Annotated in this window: 20 protein-coding genes; 9 read left to right on the top strand and 11 right to left on the bottom strand. The window is 60.6% G+C overall.

Annotated features, from left to right (window positions below; genetic code table 11):
• Positions 1-22: 22 nt before the first annotated feature.
• Complete coding sequence (locus NPS29_RS19035) at positions 23-1,648, top strand: methyl-accepting chemotaxis protein (RefSeq protein ID WP_274134297.1); 1,626 nt, start codon at positions 23-25, stop codon at positions 1,646-1,648.
• Positions 1,649-1,784: 136 nt separating this feature from the next.
• Here NPS29_RS19035 and NPS29_RS19030 read toward each other — a convergent pair whose 3' ends face one another.
• The 3 genes from NPS29_RS19030 to cysK all read right to left on the bottom strand — a co-directional run bounded on the left by NPS29_RS19030 (position 1,785) and on the right by cysK (position 5,058).
• On the bottom strand, positions 1,785-2,639 hold the full coding sequence (locus NPS29_RS19030) for a DMT family transporter (protein ID WP_274134296.1): 855 nt from the start codon (positions 2,637-2,639) through the stop codon (positions 1,785-1,787).
• Between the two features lie 374 nt (positions 2,640-3,013).
• Positions 3,014-3,952 (bottom strand): aspartyl/asparaginyl beta-hydroxylase domain-containing protein, encoded by a 939-nt coding sequence (locus NPS29_RS19025; protein ID WP_274134295.1) that lies wholly within the window; start codon positions 3,950-3,952, stop codon positions 3,014-3,016.
• Positions 3,953-4,083: 131 nt separating this feature from the next.
• Entirely contained in the window at positions 4,084-5,058 is a 975-nt protein-coding gene (cysK, locus tag NPS29_RS19020) for a cysteine synthase A (RefSeq protein WP_274134294.1), read from the bottom strand.
• A gap of 139 nt (positions 5,059-5,197) precedes the next feature.
• Here cysK and NPS29_RS19015 point away from each other — a divergent pair, with 139 nt between their 5' ends.
• From NPS29_RS19015 to NPS29_RS19000, 4 genes are all read left to right on the top strand, one after another.
• Positions 5,198-6,274, top strand: a complete 1,077-nt coding sequence (locus tag NPS29_RS19015; RefSeq protein ID WP_274134293.1) for a DUF748 domain-containing protein — start codon at positions 5,198-5,200, stop codon at positions 6,272-6,274.
• Between the two features lie 189 nt (positions 6,275-6,463).
• Positions 6,464-7,309: an AAA family ATPase gene (locus NPS29_RS19010; protein ID WP_274134292.1), complete on the top strand. Its 846-nt coding sequence runs from the start codon at positions 6,464-6,466 to the stop codon at positions 7,307-7,309.
• Positions 7,310-7,339: 30 nt separating this feature from the next.
• Positions 7,340-8,518 (top strand): vWA domain-containing protein, encoded by a 1,179-nt coding sequence (locus NPS29_RS19005; RefSeq protein ID WP_274134291.1) that lies wholly within the window; start codon positions 7,340-7,342, stop codon positions 8,516-8,518.
• A gap of 257 nt (positions 8,519-8,775) precedes the next feature.
• Positions 8,776-9,690, top strand: a complete 915-nt coding sequence (locus NPS29_RS19000; protein WP_274134290.1) for a hypothetical protein — start codon at positions 8,776-8,778, stop codon at positions 9,688-9,690.
• A 43-nt stretch (positions 9,691-9,733) separates the two neighbouring features.
• Here the strand turns inward: NPS29_RS19000 and NPS29_RS18995 are convergent, their stop codons facing one another.
• From NPS29_RS18995 to NPS29_RS18965, 7 genes are all read right to left on the bottom strand, one after another.
• Positions 9,734-10,306, bottom strand: a complete 573-nt coding sequence (locus tag NPS29_RS18995; RefSeq protein ID WP_274134289.1) for a hypothetical protein — start codon at positions 10,304-10,306, stop codon at positions 9,734-9,736.
• A 118-nt stretch (positions 10,307-10,424) separates the two neighbouring features.
• Positions 10,425-11,345, bottom strand: coding sequence for a biotin-dependent carboxyltransferase family protein (locus NPS29_RS18990; protein WP_274134288.1), 921 nt, complete (start codon positions 11,343-11,345; stop codon positions 10,425-10,427).
• Complete coding sequence (pxpB, locus tag NPS29_RS18985; RefSeq protein WP_274134287.1) at positions 11,342-12,046, bottom strand: 5-oxoprolinase subunit PxpB; 705 nt, start codon at positions 12,044-12,046, stop codon at positions 11,342-11,344. Before pxpB ends, NPS29_RS18990 begins: the two co-directional genes overlap by 4 nt.
• A complete protein-coding gene (locus NPS29_RS18980) occupies positions 12,043-12,795 on the bottom strand; it encodes a 5-oxoprolinase subunit PxpA (protein ID WP_274134286.1) in 753 nt (250 codons plus the stop codon). Before NPS29_RS18980 ends, pxpB begins: the two co-directional genes overlap by 4 nt.
• A gap of 185 nt (positions 12,796-12,980) precedes the next feature.
• Positions 12,981-13,505 (bottom strand): DUF2937 family protein, encoded by a 525-nt coding sequence (locus NPS29_RS18975; protein WP_274134285.1) that lies wholly within the window; start codon positions 13,503-13,505, stop codon positions 12,981-12,983.
• A 9-nt stretch (positions 13,506-13,514) separates the two neighbouring features.
• Entirely contained in the window at positions 13,515-14,291 is a 777-nt protein-coding gene (locus NPS29_RS18970; protein WP_274134284.1) for a class II glutamine amidotransferase, read from the bottom strand.
• Between the two features lie 138 nt (positions 14,292-14,429).
• Positions 14,430-14,939, bottom strand: a complete 510-nt coding sequence (locus NPS29_RS18965; protein WP_274134283.1) for an MFS transporter — start codon at positions 14,937-14,939, stop codon at positions 14,430-14,432.
• Between the two features lie 108 nt (positions 14,940-15,047).
• Between NPS29_RS18965 and NPS29_RS18960 the strand changes: the two genes are divergently transcribed.
• Positions 15,048-17,105, top strand: a complete 2,058-nt coding sequence (locus NPS29_RS18960; RefSeq protein WP_274134282.1) for a S9 family peptidase — start codon at positions 15,048-15,050, stop codon at positions 17,103-17,105.
• Positions 17,106-17,215: 110 nt separating this feature from the next.
• Positions 17,216-17,689, top strand: coding sequence for a cyclic nucleotide-binding domain-containing protein (locus NPS29_RS18955; RefSeq protein ID WP_274134281.1), 474 nt, complete (start codon positions 17,216-17,218; stop codon positions 17,687-17,689).
• A 157-nt stretch (positions 17,690-17,846) separates the two neighbouring features.
• On the opposite strand, the gene NPS29_RS18950 is transcribed toward NPS29_RS18955, so the two are convergent.
• Positions 17,847-18,140, bottom strand: coding sequence for a hypothetical protein (locus NPS29_RS18950; RefSeq protein ID WP_274134280.1), 294 nt, complete (start codon positions 18,138-18,140; stop codon positions 17,847-17,849).
• A 112-nt stretch (positions 18,141-18,252) separates the two neighbouring features.
• On the opposite strand from NPS29_RS18950, the gene NPS29_RS18945 reads away from it, so the two are divergent.
• Entirely contained in the window at positions 18,253-18,939 is a 687-nt protein-coding gene (locus tag NPS29_RS18945) for a spermidine synthase (RefSeq protein WP_274134279.1), read from the top strand.
• 94 nt (positions 18,940-19,033) lie between these two features.
• Positions 19,034-19,396: a YajD family HNH nuclease gene (locus NPS29_RS18940; RefSeq protein WP_274134278.1), complete on the top strand. Its 363-nt coding sequence runs from the start codon at positions 19,034-19,036 to the stop codon at positions 19,394-19,396.
• The last annotated feature ends 17 nt before the right edge of the window (positions 19,397-19,413 follow it).

Here is a 19,413-nt window from a genome sequence, read left to right as displayed (position 1 = left end):
TCGAATGCCAAAGGAGTTGTAGATGTTCATCAGAAACATGCGTATCGGGATCAGGGCGGGATTGGGTTTTGGAGTCGTGGGCCTGCTGTTGGCAGTGGTCGGCGTGTTCTGCCTGGCCAAGATGTCGTGGTTGCGCGCCAGTGCCGAAGTCCTGGAGCAGAACTGGATGCCCAAGATCGAAGCCATCCACGACGCCGCCGACAACGTCATGACCATTCGCATTGAGGCACTGCGCCTGATCGCCAACAATGATCCGGGCAGCCATCGCAAGAGCCAGGGCGTGATCGCCGAAGAGCGCAGCGCCTGGAACGGTCACCTCAGCGCCTACAAGGCCCTGACCAACGAGCCGCAGGATCTGGCGCAGCTCTCCGAAGTGCAGAATCTGTTCACTGACTATCAGCGGGTGCTGGACGCCGTCATCGTCAGCATCGATGCCGGGCAAGTCGAACAGGCCGGCGCCCGCATCAACAGCGAACTGGCCGGCATCGGCAGAAAGCTGGACGCAGCGCTGGAAGGCCTCATCACTTTGAACCAGCAAGGCGCGGACACTGCGGCCCGCGACGCCACCGAGCTGTATGAGCGATCGTGGACGATCGTCGCGTCGATCATCGTGTCGTCCTTGATCCTGACCCTGATTCTGGCCTGGCTGCTGACCCGCAGTATCGTCCAGCCCATCCGCCAGGCACTGGAGGTGGCGCAGACCATCGCCGGTGGCAACCTCACCGCGCGCATCACCCAGGAAGGTCAGGATGAGCCGGCACAACTGCTGGCGGCGCTGTCGACCATGCAACAGAACCTGCGCTCGACCATTCAGGGCATCAGCGAATCGTCGCAACAACTGGCTTCGGCCGCCGAAGAAATGAGTTCGGTGATGGAGCAAAGCACCCGAAGCCTGCAGGCACAGAACGACGAGATCGAACTGGCCGCCACGGCGGTCACGCAAATGAGCGCGGCGGTGGATGAGGTGGCGAGTAATGCGGTGTCCACCTCCGAGGCCTCACGGGCGTCCGATGCCGACAGCCAGCACGGCCATCTGCAGGTCGCCCAGACCATCGAGTCGATTCAGGGGCTGGTGGGAGAAGTCATGAGCGCATCGGCGCAGGCCCAGGGCCTGGCCACTCAGGCGCAGGACATCAGCAAGGTGCTGGAGGTGATTCGTGGCATCGCCGGGCAGACCAACCTGCTGGCGCTCAACGCTGCAATCGAGGCGGCGCGGGCTGGCGAGGCGGGACGCGGGTTTGCGGTGGTCGCCGATGAGGTTCGCTCACTGGCGCAGCGCACCCAGGATTCGACCCAGGAAATCGAGCAGATGATCAGCAGCATCCAGACTGGCACTCAGGACACGGTCGGGGCCATGCAGAACAGTGCGAACCAAGCCGAGCAGACCCTGCAACGGGCGAGCGGCGCCGGTCAGGCACTGGAGAAGATCACGGCGGCGATCTCGCAGATCAACCAGCGCAACCTGGTGATCGCCAGCGCGGCGGAGCAGCAGTCTCTGGTGGCGCGGGAAGTGGATCGCAGCCTGGTGAGCATTCGCGACCTCTCGACGCAAACCGCAGCGGGCGCGACCCAGACCTCGGCAGCCAGCCAGGAATTGTCGCGACTGGCCGTGGATTTGAATGGGTTGGTGACGAGGTTTGTGTTGTAACACACCGCTCTCGAATCACTCGTAGCAGCACGGCTTGCCGGCGGGAGCGGTGTGTCAGACAGAACATTCGTCACAGACACACCGCCCCCGCCGGCAAGCCGTGCTGCTACGGGGTCAGCGGCGCTTGATCGTGAGGCTACTTCACCTTACGAAACACAAAAATCAGCCCCACCACGATCAACACCATCCCCAACAGGCTCAACAAGGCCAGGCGATTACCGAAGATCAGGTAATCCATGATCGCCGTCACCGCCGGCACCAGGTAGAACAGGCTGGTGACGTTCACCAGGTTGCCCTGGGCAATCAGCCGGTACAGCAGGAAGGTCGCCAGCACCGACACCACAAGCCCCATGTACAACACCGGCACGTAGAAGCCGAAACTGTGCTCGAAGTGAAACGGCTGGAACGGCACGAATGCCGCACACACCAGGGTCCCGGCGAAGTATTGGACCGGCAGCGTACCCAGCGGGTTATCGGTGATGCGCTTCTGCATGATCGAGCCTCCGGTCATGGCCAGCATGCCCAACACACCAAAGGCCATCCCGGCCAGCGAGCCACCGTCGCCAATGCCCTGGAACACCACCAGCACCAGGCCGGCCAGCCCCAGGCACAAACCGAACATCCGCGACCAGGCACGGCTGCGCTCGACCAGCACCGCCGTGAGGATCGGCTGCACGCCCATGATGGTCGCCATCACCCCAGGCGCCACCTTCATGTCCAGCGCCAGCAGGTAGCAGATTTGATAGGCGCCCAGCAGAATCGCGCCGGTCGCCAGGGCGTAGCGCATCGACTGCCGGGTTGCGGGCAACTTGTAGCCCAGAGTGGGGATCAGAATCGCCAGCGCCACCAGCGCCAGCAGAAAACGAAACAGCAGGAAGGCAAAGGGAGAAGCGTGGGTCAAACCCCACTTGGAAACGATGGCCCCGCTACTCCAGAGCAGGACGAACAGCGTAGTCGTGGCCATCGAGGCCAGGGCTTTGTTGGCAAACATGAAGTCACCTGTGATTCAGACAAAAACGGACCCGGCGAGAACCGGATTCACAAACGTTTTGTTGGGCTTTGCAGCGTGATTCGACGGCGCGGGGGCAGTCGATCAGCCAAGCACAACCACGGCTGGCGGTGCGACAACGGCGCACACAACAGGAGTGGTCACAGGGGATGGAGGTGGATAGCGCGTGATGTAGAACGCTTGCTGGTCGCCACACGGTTTCTCCACAGCGAAGGCTGCGGCATCAAACGCGAACAGTGGACGGGAAGCAGGCATGGCGCTGATCTTCTTCGGAATGGGGGTTGGGTGTTTCGACTTGATTCAAGACACCGGCGCTGAATATAACCAGCGCGCGGTGGATGATGCAACAGTTTGTGTCAGCCGAACAGCCAGTAGCCCAGGAGGGTCAGCACGATCACCGCCAGCACCGGGCGCAGCACGCGGTAAGCCTTGGGATTGGCCCGCTTGAACTGCTTGACCTTGCCACTGAAGGCATTGCTGAAACGCTTGCTGAAGGCATAGGCCTGGTTGATCCCGCCGACGCGCTCGTCATCGGTGTTCTGCGGCGCGGTGGCGCGGCCCAGAAATGCACTGACGCTGCGGTTGACGCGGGTCATGAAACGATTGGAGAGCGGCCGCTCGATGTCGCAGAACAGAATCACGCGGGTCACGTCGGTCTCGTTCTTGACCCAGTGCACGTAGGTTTCATCGAACATCACGTCTTCGCCGTCGCGCCAGGCGTAGACCTTGCCATCGACGAAAATCCGGCAGTCGTCGGAGTTGGGCGTCGAAAGCCCCAGGTGATAACGCAGGGAGCCGGCAAAGGGATCGCGGTGCGGGTTGAGGTGACTGCCACCTGGCAGCAAGGCGAACATAGCGCCTTTCACATTGGGGATACGGCTGACCAGCTCGACGGTTTTCGGGCACAGGGTTTCGGCCGAAGGCAGCGGCTTGTCATACCACTTGAGATAGAAACGCTTCCAGCCCTTCTTGAAGAACGAGCCGAAACCGGCGTCGTTGTCCTTGGCAGCGGCACGAATGTAACCCTCGTCGAACAGGTGCATCGCTTCGTCGCGAATGACTTCCCAGTTGTCCTTGAGCACATCGAGCTCAGGGAACTTGCTGCGGTCCAGATAGGGTTTGGACGGCACGCTGGAGAACAGGTACATCAAGGCGTTGTACGGCGCGAACAGTGCAGAGTGGTTCACGAACTGGCGCAATACCGGCAAACGCGCCTTGCCACGCAAATGCACATACAGCGTGCTGCCCAGGAACAGCAGCAGGATCGCCGCCTTGGCAGCGAATGAAAGGGTCATGAATCTCTCCTTGGAACAGCCGGGTGACCGTTTTTCCTGCAGAAGCGAACGCAATCGCTCCTGCAGTGTTTTGCGCGGCCACTATAAGCCTTCGCAAGCCCGGTAAAAAGCCAGGTTGCCTGTCCGGGCGACTATTGGGTCAGCTCCTGTTCAGTAAACAGGTCGCTGAACAGCATGCTCGACAGGTAACGCTCGCCCGAATCCGGCAGAATCACCACGATGGTCTTGCCCTGCATCTCCGGCTTTTCGGCCAGGCGAACGGCGGCCTGCATCGCGGCGCCACAGGAGATGCCGCACAGGATCCCCTCCTCCTGCATCAGCCGCAGCGCCATGGCCTTGGCTTCGTCCTCGCTCACCAGCTCGACGCGGTCGACGATGTCCAGATCAAGGTTCTTGGGGATGAAACCTGCGCCAATGCCCTGAATCTTGTGGGGGCTTGGGGTGATTTCCTGGCCGGCCTTGGCCTGTGTGATGATCGGCGAAGACATCGGCTCCACCGCCACCGACAGGATCGGCTTGCCCATGGTGTGCTTGATGTAGCGCGAAACACCGGTGATGGTGCCGCCCGTACCCACGCCCGCCACAAGCACGTCGATGGCGCCATCGGTGTCGTTCCAGATTTCCGGGCCGGTGGTCTTCTCGTGGATGGCCGGGTTGGCCGGGTTCTCGAATTGCGCCGGCATGAAGTATTTCGCCGGATCGCTGGCCACCAGTTCCTCGGCCTTGGCGATAGCGCCTTTCATGCCCTTGGCAGGCTCGGTCAGCACCAGTTCCGCGCCGAGGGCCTTGAGCACCTTGCGCCGCTCTATGCTCATGGAAGCCGGCATCGTCAGCACCAGTTTGTAACCGCGCGCTGCGGCAACGAACGCAAGGCCGATCCCGGTGTTGCCCGAGGTCGGTTCGACAATAGTCATGCCCGGCTTGAGTTTGCCACGGCTTTCAGCGTCCCAGATCATGCTTGCGCCGATCCGGCATTTGACCGAATACCCCGGATTACGCCCCTCGATCTTGGCCACGATGGTGACCCCGCGTGGCGCGATGCGGTTGATCTGCACCAATGGCGTATTGCCGATGGAGTGGGCGTTGTCTGCGTAAATACGGCTCATGACCGGGTCCTTGTGCAGGTGGGGAAAAACCCAAAGCGTATGCCGTGGGCACATATTGCGTCCAGTCACAGCGAACCTGTGACGTGGCCTACAGTCAACAAATCAGGCAGTCATCAGTCGGCAACCGGAGAGCCTTGCCATGAAACGTCGCTATAGCTGGCCACTGTGGACAGTCGTGGGCCTCGTCGTCGTGTTGATCGCCATCCACATCGCGCTGCCCTACGTGGTGCGCAACTACCTCAACGACAAGCTGGCCGACATGGGCGACTACCGCGGCCACATCGCCGATGTGGACCTTGCCCTGTGGCGCGGGGCATACAAGATCAACGGCCTGAGCATCGTCAAGACGGACGGCAAGGTCCCGGTGCCCCTGCTCAAGGCGCCGGTCATCGATCTGGCCGTTAGCTGGCACTCACTCTGGTACGACCACGCCGTCGTGGCACAGGTTGCGTTTATCAGCCCGGAACTCAACTTCGTCGACGGCGGCACCGACAAACAGCAGTCCCAGACCGGTGCCGGCACCGACTGGCGCGCCCAGTTGAACAAACTCCTGCCCATCACCCTGGACGAGGTGCGGGTGCAGGACGGCAAGATCACCTTCAGCAACTTCAATTCCACGCCACGGGTGAAAATCCAGGCCGACGACGTCAACGCCAGCGTCTACAACCTGACCAACGTGGTCGATGCTGCCGGCAAGCGCGACGCCCGCTTCGAGGGCAAGGCGCTGCTCGAAGGCCACGCACCGCTTGAAAGCAGCGCCACCTTCGACCCTCTCAGCAACTTCGAAAACTTCGACTTCAAGCTGCGCGCCACCGGCCTGCAACTCAAGCGCCTGAACGATTTCGCCTCGGCCTACGGCAAGTTCGACTTTAACGCCGGCAGCGGCGACATCGTCATCGAAGCCCAGGCCAACAAGGGCCAACTGTCCGGCTACATCAAACCCCTGCTGCGCGACGTCGACATCTTCAACTGGCAGCAAGACGTCGAGAACAAGAACAAGGGCTTCTTCCGCTCGATCTGGGAAGCCATGGTCGGCGCCAGCGAAACCGTGCTCAAGAACCAGCGCAAAAACCAGTTCGCCACCCGCGTCGAACTCAGCGGCAGTGTGCACAAACAGGACGTCAGCGCCTTCCAGGCGTTCCTGCAGATCCTGCGCAACGCCTTCGTGCAGGCGTTCAATACGCGGTATGACAGTGGCAAGAGTGAGGCGCAGTGACTCCTGGCATCCACGATCCCCTGTAGGATCTTGCGCGGCGCCGATCAAACCTCGACCCACCATTCAGCAACTGAATAAAGGGTCTGCGTTCACAGCCAAGTGGGGGCCGCGTTATAGTCGCTGCATTCTTTATGCTGAATCAGCGCCGTTCGGGTCTGTTGCCCGCACTTTACGTTCGAGGATTTTCCGATGAAGTTCGAAGGCACCCGCGCCTATGTCGCCACCGACGACCTCAAGCTTGCCGTCAACGCCGCCATCACGCTGGAGCGTCCGCTGCTGGTCAAGGGCGAACCCGGCACCGGCAAGACCATGCTGGCCGAGCAACTGGCCGAGTCCTTTGGCGCAAAGCTGATCACCTGGCACATCAAGTCGACCACCAAGGCTCATCAGGGTCTGTACGAGTACGACGCAGTCAGCCGCCTGCGCGACTCGCAACTGGGCGTCGACAAGGTCCACGACGTGCGCAATTACCTGAAGAAAGGCAAGTTGTGGGAGGCGTTCGAGTCCGAGGAACGAGTGATTCTGCTGATCGACGAGATCGACAAGGCGGACATCGAGTTCCCCAACGACCTGCTGCAAGAACTCGACAAGATGGAGTTCTACGTCTACGAGATCGACGAGACGATCAAGGCGAAGAAACGCCCGATCATCATCATCACCTCCAACAACGAAAAAGAACTGCCGGACGCCTTCCTGCGCCGCTGTTTCTTCCATTACATCGCCTTCCCCGATCGCAACACCCTGCAGCAGATCGTTGACGTGCACTATCCCGACATCAAGAAAGACCTGGTCAGCGAAGCGCTGGACGTGTTCTTCGACGTGCGCAAAGTGCCGGGTCTGAAGAAAAAGCCTTCGACCTCCGAGCTGGTGGACTGGCTCAAGCTGCTGATGGCCGACAACATCGGCGAGGCGGTGCTGCGCGAACGCGATCCAACCAAGGCCATTCCGCCGCTGGCAGGCGCCCTGGTCAAGAACGAGCAGGACGTTCAGTTGCTCGAGCGTCTGGCGTTCATGAGCCGTCGTGGCAATCGCTGAGTTCTTCCGGATAAGTGCGGGGCCCTGTTCATGCTGCTCAACCTGTTCAACGAAATGCGCGCAGCGAAGGTGCCGGTCTCGGTACGTGAACTGCTGGACCTGATCAACGCCCTGAAACAGCGGGTGACCTTCGCCGATATGGACGAGTTCTACTACTTGTCCCGGGCGATTCTGGTCAAGGACGAGCGCCACTACGACAAGTTCGACCGGGCCTTCGGTGCCTACTTCAACGGGCTGGAAAAGCTCGACGACCACTTGCAGGCGTTGATCCCCGAAGACTGGCTACGCAAGGAGTTCGAGCGCTCGCTGACCGATGAGGAACGTGCGCAGATTCAGTCGCTGGGCGGCCTGGACAAACTCATCGAGGAATTCAAGAAGCGCCTGGAGGAACAGAAGGAACGCCACGCAGGCGGCAACAAATGGATCGGCACCGGCGGCACCAGCCCGTTCGGCTCCGGCGGCTACAACCCGGAAGGCATTCGCGTCGGCGATGCGGGCAAGCGCCAAGGCAAGGCAGCCAAGGTCTGGGATCAGCGCGAGTACAAGAACCTCGACGACCAGGTGGAACTGGGCACGCGCAACATCAAGGTGGCCCTGCGCCGCCTGCGCAAGTTCGCCCGCCAGGGTGCGGCGGACGAACTGGACATCGACGGCACCATCGACCACACCGCACGCGATGCAGGCCTGCTGAACATCCAGATGCGCCCGGAACGGCGCAACACCATCAAGCTGTTGCTGCTGTTCGACATCGGCGGCTCGATGGACGCCCACGTGAAGATCTGCGAAGAACTGTTCTCGGCCTGCAAGACCGAGTTCAAGCACATGGAGTATTTCTACTTCCATAACTTCATCTATGAATCGGTGTGGAAGAACAACCTGGGCCGCACTTCCGAGCGCACTTCAACCCAGGACTTGCTGCACAAATACGGCGCCGACTACAAAGTGATCTTCATCGGCGACGCCGCCATGGCCCCCTACGAAATCACCCAGCCGGGCGGCAGCGTCGAACACTGGAACGAAGAAGCCGGCTACGTCTGGATGCAACGCTTCCAGGCCAAGTTCAAGAAAATCATCTGGATCAACCCCTACCCCAAGGACGCCTGGGGTTACACCACCTCCACCAACATCGTGCGGGACCTGATCGAAGATCAGATGTACCCGCTGACGTTGAGGGGGCTGGAGGAAGGGATGCGGTATTTGGCGAAGTAGCTTTCCATCCCCCTCCTCCGTAGCAGCACGGCTTGCCGGCGGTGGCGTCGGCATGGTCGCTGCCGCCGGTAAGCGGAACGCCGCCCTCCCCACAGGGTTTACACTTTCTTACGTCTTCAACATTGACACCATCAAATCCCATCTGATTACTTCATTTTATCGGCTGAAAGTACAACTGATTAAAAACACATTATTACATCTGTGCTATCCGCCAGATATCCGTCACGTGCAACAAAGAAACCTAAAAGGGACTTACAATGAACAGTCACGCCTATAAGAAAACCGCTATAGCTGCATCACTCCTTTTAACGTTAACAGGCTTATTCAGCACAATGGCGTGCGCCGACCCCGCGTGCGACCCAGACGAAACACGGGCGTCAAATACAAGCGAAAGCACCCCAACCCAAGTATCCAGTGATGAATTCGTTGAACCCACCGACGCTCAATTGACCGAACTGCCTGACAAAATTAACCGTATCTTCGACAAACTGGAAACCGCAGGCGACGTCAAATATTATAGTTTTACGGCTTTGCGCGGACAGAAAGTAATGGTCAATCATGTCCAGCAAGGGGATGAACGCTCACATTGGAAAGTTGAATACAACATCGGAGACAAATGGCAGCCCGCGCCTACGTTCGACTCACTTATCACACCCTCCCTGACTGTCGGTCAGAAAGTGAAACTCCGAATCTCACACCAAAAGGGCCTATCCTTTAAACCGAACAATTTTTTCCATATCGATTTTGGATCCGCCCCGTACGCCCATAACATCAGAATCGAAACACGGGGCCCCAGGACGGGAACTTATTTTTCCACCACCACATTCAGGGACCAAATCGAGTGGGCAACCAACATTAGAGACTCAACGGATGAGTATCTAGAAGGGGCAACTGTCGATTTTATTCTGCAGCCAGACAACCAAAACCCCTCAACCACTATCAGGTCTCAACGAGTAACCATCGGAGGAGGGGGAATTGTCCAATATATTGATTTTCCAAGCTGCGTCGGCCGCCATTCCACTGCTCCTTTTACTGGGGTCTACGACAACATCAGAAAGTGGCGCGCTGGCTATAACACCGGCCACTGGTATGTCACCGTCCGAGGCAATCCAAACACCGGCATCAGCCCTGTGCCTATCACACAAATCTGTACGATTGGCATCATAGGCTAACACCTGACGGCTAACCGCAATCAACGCGGTTAGCCACTCACAGTCAGGATCCTGCAAAATACCTGGCATACTTAGCTGACAAGCCTTCCGTCGTATAAGCCAACAGCCCTGAAACCATCAGAGCATACGCCTTGGCCGTTTTTCTTAATTCTGAGTGGTTATCGAGCATTTCAAAGAGGCGCTTTTCATCCTCAGGATCCGAAACCAGTCCGCTACACTCCGGCCTTACATCTCCCTTCTCATCAATCAGAAAGCCTGCTTTATCGAGATACTCAGGCTGAATATCGACAGCCTTCTCTTTTAAATCCTGCCACATCTCATCCATTTGAACAGCCAGTTGTTCTGTCGCAACCCGACGGGAGTTCAATTTAATACTTTCATAAAAATCACGTGAACTCAAAGTTCGAAATGACACGCAGCCATCCTCATGCACCCTCAAACTACCATCGAGCTTGCTTTCATGATAAACATAATCAGGTTCCGGCTCACTCAGCACCCTTTCGCATTCTTGCGCAGTCACTTCATCGACTCCGCCGTCTCTTATTGCCTTTTCATAAGCAATTTTTACAGCCTGCTTATAGGAGTGAGTCTGATCAACTATCAAAGTCAGGTTCATACGTGCACCTCATGTCGTGAATACATGAAGTGCTTAACGACCCTCACTAAAAAATGATGACCTCAACACCCTGCCCGGCAATTCCGACAACTACGTAGGATAACGGCTACAAGTCTATTTAGCGCGTGAGCAACCGCAAATACCCCACCTGCTCCTTATGCGCCATCTCCTGCACCACCGCTCGCAAGCGCACCACACTCCCCGGCAGCTTCTGCGCCAATCGCGCCAGTGACAACGGAGTCAGTGCCCCGAGGCGTGGGTAGCCGCCGATGGTCTGGCGGTCGTTGAGCAGGATGATGGGCTGGCCGTCCGGCGGGACCTGGATGGCGCCCAGGGGGATGCCTTCGGAGATCATGGGTTTGCCCTGATACACGAGTTCCGGGCCGAGCAGGCGGATGCCCATGCGGTCGGCGCGGCTGTCCAGGGTCCAGTCGCTGTTGAAGGCGTCGAACAGGCTCAGGCCGCTGAACTGGCCGATCTGTGCGCCGAGCACGACGTCCAGCGGGCGTGGGTCGGCCAGGTTCGGGATCAGGTGTTCAGGCAGGGTTTGCAGCGCGATGGAGCGATTGCGGCAAGTCAGGCGGTCGCCTTCGGCCAATGCCTTGCCGGTGCCGTCCAGGCCGCCCAGCCCTTCCCGAACCACCGTGGCGCTACTGCCGAGCAGGTCTGCCGCTTCAAAGCCGCCGGGCGCGGCGAGGTAGGCTCGTGCGCCGCTGACCGGTTGTGTGAAGCGCAGTTGCTGGCCCTTGTTGAGGAAAAAACTGCGCCAGGGGGCGACCGGGCGATCATCGAGCATGGCGCCCAGGTCGGCACCGGCCAAAGCCAGGCAGCAATCCTCAAGAGCGACCAGCGTCAGTCCCCCCAGCGTGATCTCGATAACCGCGGCGTCCAGCGGATTGTTCAGCAGCTTGTTGGCCCACGACATGGAAACCCAGTCCAGCGCGCCGCCCTGGGTCACGCCCAGATGACGAACGCCAAACCGTCCTGCGTCTTGCAGCATGCACAGTGGGGTGCTGCTTTTGACCGTCAGCACGCTCATGCCAGCGCCTCCAACGGAGAATCGTCGCCGCCCAGGCGAATGAATTCGGCGCGATAGACCGGCTCGAAGCGCACGGTGTCGCCAGGCTGCAGCAGGCTATAGCCGTCGATTTCACGATCAAAGAGTTTGGCCGGGGTGCGGCCAAGGATGTTCCAGCCGCCTGGCGATTGCAGCGGGTACACCGCCGTTTGACGTTCGGCAATGCCGACGCTGCCCGCGGGGACGCGTTTGCGCGGGGTCTTGATGCGCGGCGCGGCGAGAATTTCTTCTACCAGCCCCATGAAACCGAAGCCCGGTGCGAAGCCCAGCGCGAACACCTGGTACTCGCGCTGACTGTGGCGTTCGATCACTTCAGCCACCGCCAAGCCGCTGCGTTCGGCCAGCAATGCCAGTTCAGGCCCGACCCTGGGGTCATACCACACGGGCAGCACGTGCTGTCGACCGGCGCTCGCCGCATCCGGCGAGAGATCGACCATCGCCTCTACAATCAACGCCCGCGCCTGCTGTGGGCTCAGTGCCAGCAAGTCATAGTGCACCATCAAAGTGGTGTAGGACGGCACCAGATCAACCAAATGCGCCCCGAATCCGTCCCGCAGACGCTGGCTGGCCGCAAGCATCCACGGCATGTTCGCCTCGTCGATGGCATCGAACAGGCGCACCATCAGGCAATCGATCGCAACGACTTCGATGCGCAACTTCATGAGGCAGACGTCTGGCCCAGTGCTTCACGGATGCGCCTCACCGCCGCGATGGAGCTGGCGTTGTCACCATGCACGCACAGGGTGTCGGCGTTGAGCAGTAACGAACTGCCGTCGCTGGCGGTCAAGGCCTCCCCGCGGGAAAGAGTCAGCGCCTGGGCGATGATCAACTCCGGATCATGGTGAACGGCGCCCGTCAGATTGCGCGAAACCAGTCGCCCTACACGGTCGTAGGCACGGTCGGCGAAGGCTTCGAACCACAAAGTCACGCCGAACTCATCGGCCATGGTTTGGGCTGCGCTGTTGTCGCGCATGGCCAGCAGCATCAACGGCAGCTCGGGGTTGTAGCGGGCGATGGCTTCGATGACGGCGCGCAATTGGGTCGGATTGGCCATCATGTCGTTGTACATCGCGCCGTGGGGTTTGACGTAGCTGACCCGGCCGCCCTGGGCACGGCACACGCCGTCCAGCGCGCCGATCTGGTAATGCAGCATGTCCTGGATTTCCTGCGGGGAGCAGGCCATGGAGCGGCGACCGAATCCCACGAGGTCCGGGTAGGCCGGGTGCGCGCCGATGGTCACGCCGTGGGTCAGCGCCAGGGCGACGGTCTTGCGCATGACGCTGGGGTCACCGGCATGAAAGCCACAGGCGATGTTGGCGCAATCGATGTACGGCATGACCTCGGCGTCCAGACCCATGGTCCAGGCACCGAAGCTTTCACCGATGTCACAGTTCAATAACAGGCGGCCCACGGGGTATCTCCTGTGTGAATGGAGGGAAGACACGTTGAATCTACGCGCCGCACGCGATCCGTAGCAGCCCGGCCGGGCGGCGCTCCGCTTGCCGGCGGGAGCGGTCGTTCAGTTGATGATGCGTCGCCTGATACACCGCTCCCGCCGGCAAGCCGTGCTGCTACGGGAGCGCAGTCCTTGAGGGCTCACTGCCAGTCGCGATTGACCCGCTTCTTGTAGACCCTTCCAACAAACAACCAGTCGATGAACACCACAAAGCTTTCGATCACCAGCGAGAACAGCAGCGCGCAGGCCAGGCCCCAGCCGATGACTTCCGGTGACAGCAGCACCTGCCAGGTGTAGCCATTCCAGGTCTCGGTGCGGATGGCCGGGTCTGCGGCGGTCAGCACGTGAAACGCGCGGCTGTACCACGGCCCCTGCAACGCCATCCATTCGCGGTCCAGGATCTGGTTGCGGCTCAACAGGTTGGCGATGTTGTTGGCGTCAGTACGGAACACCGGGTCTTCGCTGCTGCGATAGTGCTGGATCAGCGCCTGCACGTCGCCATTGAAGAAGCGCTGCGCTGTCTCGTTGTAGCCGCGCAGGTTCTGCTGGGCTTCCATCAGGTGCGCTTCGACACGCTTGCTGTAATCACTGATGAATCCGGGAATCTGCACGCCGATCAACAGGCCTGCCGTGAACAATACCAGTCGTACATAGCTGCGCAGCATAGATCCCTCTCAGTCAGTCCGGCCTTCGGCCACGCATTCACCACGACGCCACAGACTCCAGTGGCCGGGTTCGTAGCGATTCCAGGTTTCGTTCTCGGTCAGCGGCTCGGTGGCGATCACCGTGACCACATCGTTTGGCGTGGTTTCGGCCTGAAAATCGACGATCACGTCGACATCTTTCAGGCGAGCCGGACCAAACGGTGCGCGGCGTGTGATGTGCACAAGCTTGGTCGAGCAGAAACAGAACAGCCAGTCGCCATCGCTGAGCAGGCCGTTGAACACGCCCTTGGCGCGATATTCGTTACAGGCTTTGACCAGCGTCGGCAGCAGGCCTTCGACCTCGACCGGCTCCGGAAAGGCCTCGCGCACGCGGTTGAGCAAGTCGCAAAATGCCGCTTCGCTGTCGGTATCGCCCACCGGGCGGTAGAAGGTCGCGCTCGGCTGGAAATCCGCCAGCTGGCCGTTGTGGGCAAAGCACCAGTTGCGGCCCCACAGCTCGCGCACGAACGGGTGGGTGTTGGACAGGCAGACCTTGCCGACGTTGGCCTGGCGAATATGGCCGATGACCACTTCGCTCTTGATCGGATAACGCTGCACCAGTTGCGCCACTTCCGACTCGCTGCTGGCAGCCGGATCCTGGAACAGGCGCAGGCCGCGCCCTTCATAGAAACCGATGCCCCAGCCATCACGGTGGGGACCGGTGCGGCCGCCCCGCTGCATCAGCCCGGTAAAGCTGAAGACGATGTCGGTCGGTACATTGGCACTCATGCCCAGAAGTTCACACATGCTCAGCTCTCGGTACACTCAACGACACATCAGCTTGTAGGAGCGCGCTTGCCCGCGATAGCAGAAGATCAGGCAACTGCTGTAGTACAGATACACTTCAATCGCGGGCAAGCGCGCTCCTACAGTGTTCGGCAAGGGTTAAAGCTTGGGTTCGACCCGATAACGACCGCTCGCACCGCCCTTGTCAATACCCGCCGGGGCTGCCGGCTGGCTTGCGTAACGAGGGGTACCCTGGGCGGCGAAGGGTTCGTCGTCCGCTTTCAGCTCGGCGGCAGCCTGGGCGGCAGCGGCCTCGGCGTGGGCCTGACGGGCTTTCTTGCGGCGCAGGAATGGCAGGCGGATCAGCGCGAAGATGACGTACAGGCCCAGGGCGATGGCGCCGTAGGTGGCCAGGTCCAGCACCGCGCGCCAGACGTTGTTGCCCACCTTGAAGGCAAGGTCCAGGGCGCTGATGGCCAGCGCCGGGGCGTAGGTGTCCTTGACCGGGTCGATGACCGTCGGGCAGAACAGCAGCACCGCGCCGATCACCCGCAGTGGCTCGCGCAGGTAGCGCCACATCCAGCCCGTCAGCTTGAACCACACCAGCAGACAACCCAACGCAGCGAATGCGTACAGGCCCCAGGCAATCAGATAGTCGTTGTCGGTCATGACGTCCGTGGTAAGGCAGGTAAAGAGGCGCTTATGATAACGACTTTTCGCAAGCCTGGCTTACCCGGCTTCAGTTATCGGTCCGCCGCCCCTTTGAGAGAGCCCAGCATGCCTTCTTCCGCCACCTCCCCAAGCGCCCCGCTCGCCCGCAAGGCCGACGGCGCCGACCCGTATGCCTGGCTGCAGAATCGCGACAGCGATGAGGTGCTCGACTACCTCAAGGCCGAAAACCATTACCAGGAAAGTCAGCTGGCCGATCAGCAGGCCCTGCGCGAAACGCTGTTTCAGGAGATCAAGGGTCGGATTCTGGAAACCGACCTGTCGCTGCCTTCGCCCTGGGGGCCCTGGCTTTATTACACCCGCACCACCGAAGGCGACGAATACGCTCGCCACTACCGCTGCCCGCGCCCGGCCGACGACTCGCAAACGGTCGACGAAAGCGCCGAACAACTGCTGCTCGACCCCAATGTGCTGGCCGGCGGCGGCTTCTTTTCGCTGGGCGCATTCAGTATCAGCCCGGACCACCAGCGCCTGGCCTACAGCCTGGACACCAGCGGCGAGGAGGTCTACCAACTGTACGTCAAGGAACTGGCCACTGGCCTTGTGACCAGCCTGCCGTTCGAAGACTGCGACGGCAGCATGACCTGGGCCAACGACAGCCAGACGCTGTTTTTCGGCGAACTGGACGACACCCACCGCCCGCACAAGCTGTATCGCCACACACTCGGCAACGATTCTGCGGACCTGGTATTCAACGAACCGGACGGGCGGTTCTTCCTGCATTGCTACCGCTCAAGCTCCGAGCGCCAACTGGTGCTGGCACTGGACAGCAAGACCACCGGCGAGAGCTGGGTGCTGGACGCCGACAAGCCCGAGCAGGCCTTCGTCTGCATGGCCCCGCGCAGCGAAGGCCACGAATATTCGGTGGACCATGGCCTGATCGACGGCACCTGGAGCTGGGTGATTCGCAGCAACCAGGCCGGGATCAACTTCGCGCTGTACCATGCGCCGGAAAAAACCAGTGGCGTGCCTGAGCGCAAGGACTGGCAAACCCTGATCGGCCACAGCGACATCATCATGCTCGACGGTTTCAGCCTCAACGCCCGGGGCCTGACCCTGAGCCTGCGTGAAGGCGGCCTGCCCATCGTCGAAGTCCACCCACAGGGTTTGCCGGCGTATCGGGTGCAATTGCCGGACGCGGCCTACAACCTGTATGTGCAAGACACCCTTGAATTCGAAAGCGACAAGATTCGCCTGCGCTATCAGTCGCTCAATCGCCCGCCACAGGTGCGTCAATTGGCGCTGGCAACCGGTGAGCAGGTCGTGCTCAAAGAAACCCCGGTGCTCGGCGTATTCGACGCCGATGCCTATGTCAGCCAGCGCCTGTGGGCGACAGCGGCCGATGGCACCCAGGTGCCTATCAGCCTGGTAGTCAAGCGCGAACTGGCAGGCACCCCCGTGCCGCTTTACCTGTACGGCTACGGCGCCTATGGCGAGAGCCTCGACCCCTGGTTCTCCCATGCCCGCCTGAGCTTGCTCGATCGCGGCATCGCCTTTGCCATCGCCCATGTGCGCGGCGGCGGCGAGCTGGGTGAAAACTGGTATCGCACCGGCAAGCAGGAACACAAGCAGAACACCTTCCACGACTTCATCAGCTGCGCCGAACATCTGATTGCACAGAACCTGACAACGGCCGACACACTGGTCATCAGCGGCGGCAGCGCGGGAGGGCTGTTGATCGGAGCGGTGGTCAACCAGCGCCCCGACCTGTTCAAGGCCGCCATTGCCGAGGTGCCGTTCGTCGACGTGCTCAACACCATGCTTGATCCCGAGCTGCCGTTGACCGTCACTGAGTACGACGAGTGGGGCAACCCGCAGGAGCCTGAGGTGTACGCGCGGATCAAGGCCTACGCGCCTTACGAAAACGTTGCGGCCCAGGCCTATCCGGCGATGCTGGTCATCGCCGGCTACAACGACAGTCGGGTGCAATACTGGGAGGCGGCCAAATGGGTGGCAAAGTTGCGCGCCAGCAAAACGGACGACAACCTGCTGTTGCTCAAGACCGAACTGGGTGCCGGCCACGGCGGCATGAGCGGTCGCTATCAGGGATTGCGTGACGTGGCGCTCGAATACGGATTTGTGTTCAAGGTATTGCAACTGGCCTGAGGAACTCTTCAAAGCCCGTTGGTCATATCAGACGGCTCCGTACCGCTTGTAGGACGGAGCTGTTTTTGTGGTCAGTTTTCATTCTTCATCTCATTCAACAAGAACATGCCATGCCGACACCTTCATCTCTGAACAATGAAATCCGCGAAATGCTGATGGACTGTGGGCTGTTCCTGGCCCTGACCCCTGCCGACTTTTCTGCGGCGGCGGGTTACTTCAGCATCAGCAATATCGAAAAAGGCGAGGCGATCTTCAACGAAGGCGATGCGGGCACCTTCATGTGCATCATTCATTCGGGCACGGTGTCGGTGCAGAAGGTCAATGGCGAAGGCAAGCTGGTGGAAACTGCGATCCTGCGGGCTGGTCGGGCGTTCGGCGAAATGGCCGTGCTGGACGGAGAACGCCGCTCGGCCAGTTGCATCGCCGCTTCCAGTTGCTACCTGCTGAACCTGGGCCGTGACTCGCTGGACAAGATGCTCAACGACGCCCCCAAGGTCGCCGCCAAGATCATCCGCGCCATTGCCATCGCCATGTCCAAGCGCTTGCGCATGATGGATGGACAGGTGTTGGCGCAGCAGGAATAGCGCACTGCAATGAATCTGTCTTTGATCGTTCCCATGCTCTGCGTGGGCACGCCCCTGTAGGAGTGAGCTTGCTCGCGATGACAGTGTGTCAGGCGGTGCATCTGCATCTGCTGCACCGCCATCGCGAGCAAGCTCACTCCTACAGGTTCGGTGCGTTTCAGGGATTACCCGGTTTTGCCGGTGGCGGCTGCAACCCCGGCAACGGCTCATCCTCTTTCGGCGGGCCGGGCTGGGGGATTTTCGGCAACAGTGGCGGATTACCCTGCCCGCCCACGTGAGGAACGCTGGGTGGGGAAATCTGCGGATAGGGGGTCGGCGTTGCAGTGCCCGGTGACCCCGAGGTGGCCGCCACAGGCTCCGGCGTGTTGAGTACAGGTTGCAGGCTTTCGGCAAAAACCGGCGATACGCCAAGCATCAGCGCAGCAATCGCCGCTAGAATGGACCGCTTCATCGTTGGCCTCCACTGCCAATCTTCTGCTGTGACGCTCAGGCTACTCCTGCGCAGCGCTTCGTGCGCTGACAAATTGCCCTGTGCCCCGACCGCGCCCCTCGACGAGTTCCCCATGAAACGTTTCGTTCTGCTCGACACCACCCCGATTCCCGATAACGGCGGCGCCCTGTGCCTGTTCGAGTACGGCGAAGATTTCGTGATCAAGATCCAGGGCGGCGACGGCGGCCAGTTGATGAACACCCGCATGCATGGGTCCGAAGATGCGCTGGCAGAAATTCCCTGCAAGAAAGTCGCCTCGCGCACGCAACCGCGGGTATTGATTGGCGGGCTGGGCATGGGCTTTACCCTGGCGTCCGCCCTCAAGCACCTGGGCAAGAACGGCGAGGTGGTGGTGGCCGAACTGGTGCCTGGGGTGGTTGAGTGGAACCGCGGCCCGCTGGGTGAGAAATCAGGCAACCCGTTGCAGGATCCGCGCGCCAAGGTGGTCATCCAGGACGTCGCCAAGGTGCTGAAAAGCGAGCCTCAAGGCTTCGACGCGATCATGCTCGATGTCGATAACGGCCCCGAAGGCCTGACCCAAAAGGCCAACAGCTGGCTGTATTCGGCCGGCGGTCTGGCCGCCTGCGCCACGGCCCTGCGGCCCAAGGGCGTGCTGGCGGTGTGGTCTGCCAGCGCCGACGCCGCCTTCAGCGACAAACTGCGCAAGGCCGGCTTCAAGGCCGAAGAGGTCAAGGTGTACGCCCACGGCAACAAAGGCACGCGCCATACCATCTGGATCGCCGAGAAACTCAAGGGCTGATCCCCCTGTCGCCCTGCCTAAAAAAACCGCGGCCAATGGCGCCCGAAACGCTAGAATCGGACCATTGCCAACCGTACACGAACCAGGTGACACCATGAGCTCCACCAATACCTCCAAGCTCGACCGCATCCTTGCCGATGCCAAGCGCGACAAGGAAATGGGCTACCGCGACAAAGCGCTGAAGATGTACCCCCACGTCTGCGGCCGCTGCGCCCGGGAGTTTTCCGGCAAGCGCCTGAGCGAGCTGACCGTTCACCACCGTGACCACAACCACGACAACAACCCGCAAGACGGCTCGAACTGGGAACTGCTCTGCCTGTTCTGCCATGACAACGAACACTCGCGCTACACCGACCAGCAGTACTTCTCGGACTCGTCCCTGGGCACGCCGAAAACGGCCAAGGCCACGCACAATCCGTTTGCAGCCCTTGCCGGTCTCATGAAAAAAGAAGATTGACGTCCGTAGCAGCACGG

The organism is Pseudomonas putida (assembly GCF_028682175.1).
Taxonomy (GTDB): domain Bacteria; phylum Pseudomonadota; class Gammaproteobacteria; order Pseudomonadales; family Pseudomonadaceae; genus Aquipseudomonas; species Aquipseudomonas putida_AD.
Note: the sequence above shows the minus strand (reverse complement) of the source record. Positions and strands in the feature narration are given on the sequence as shown.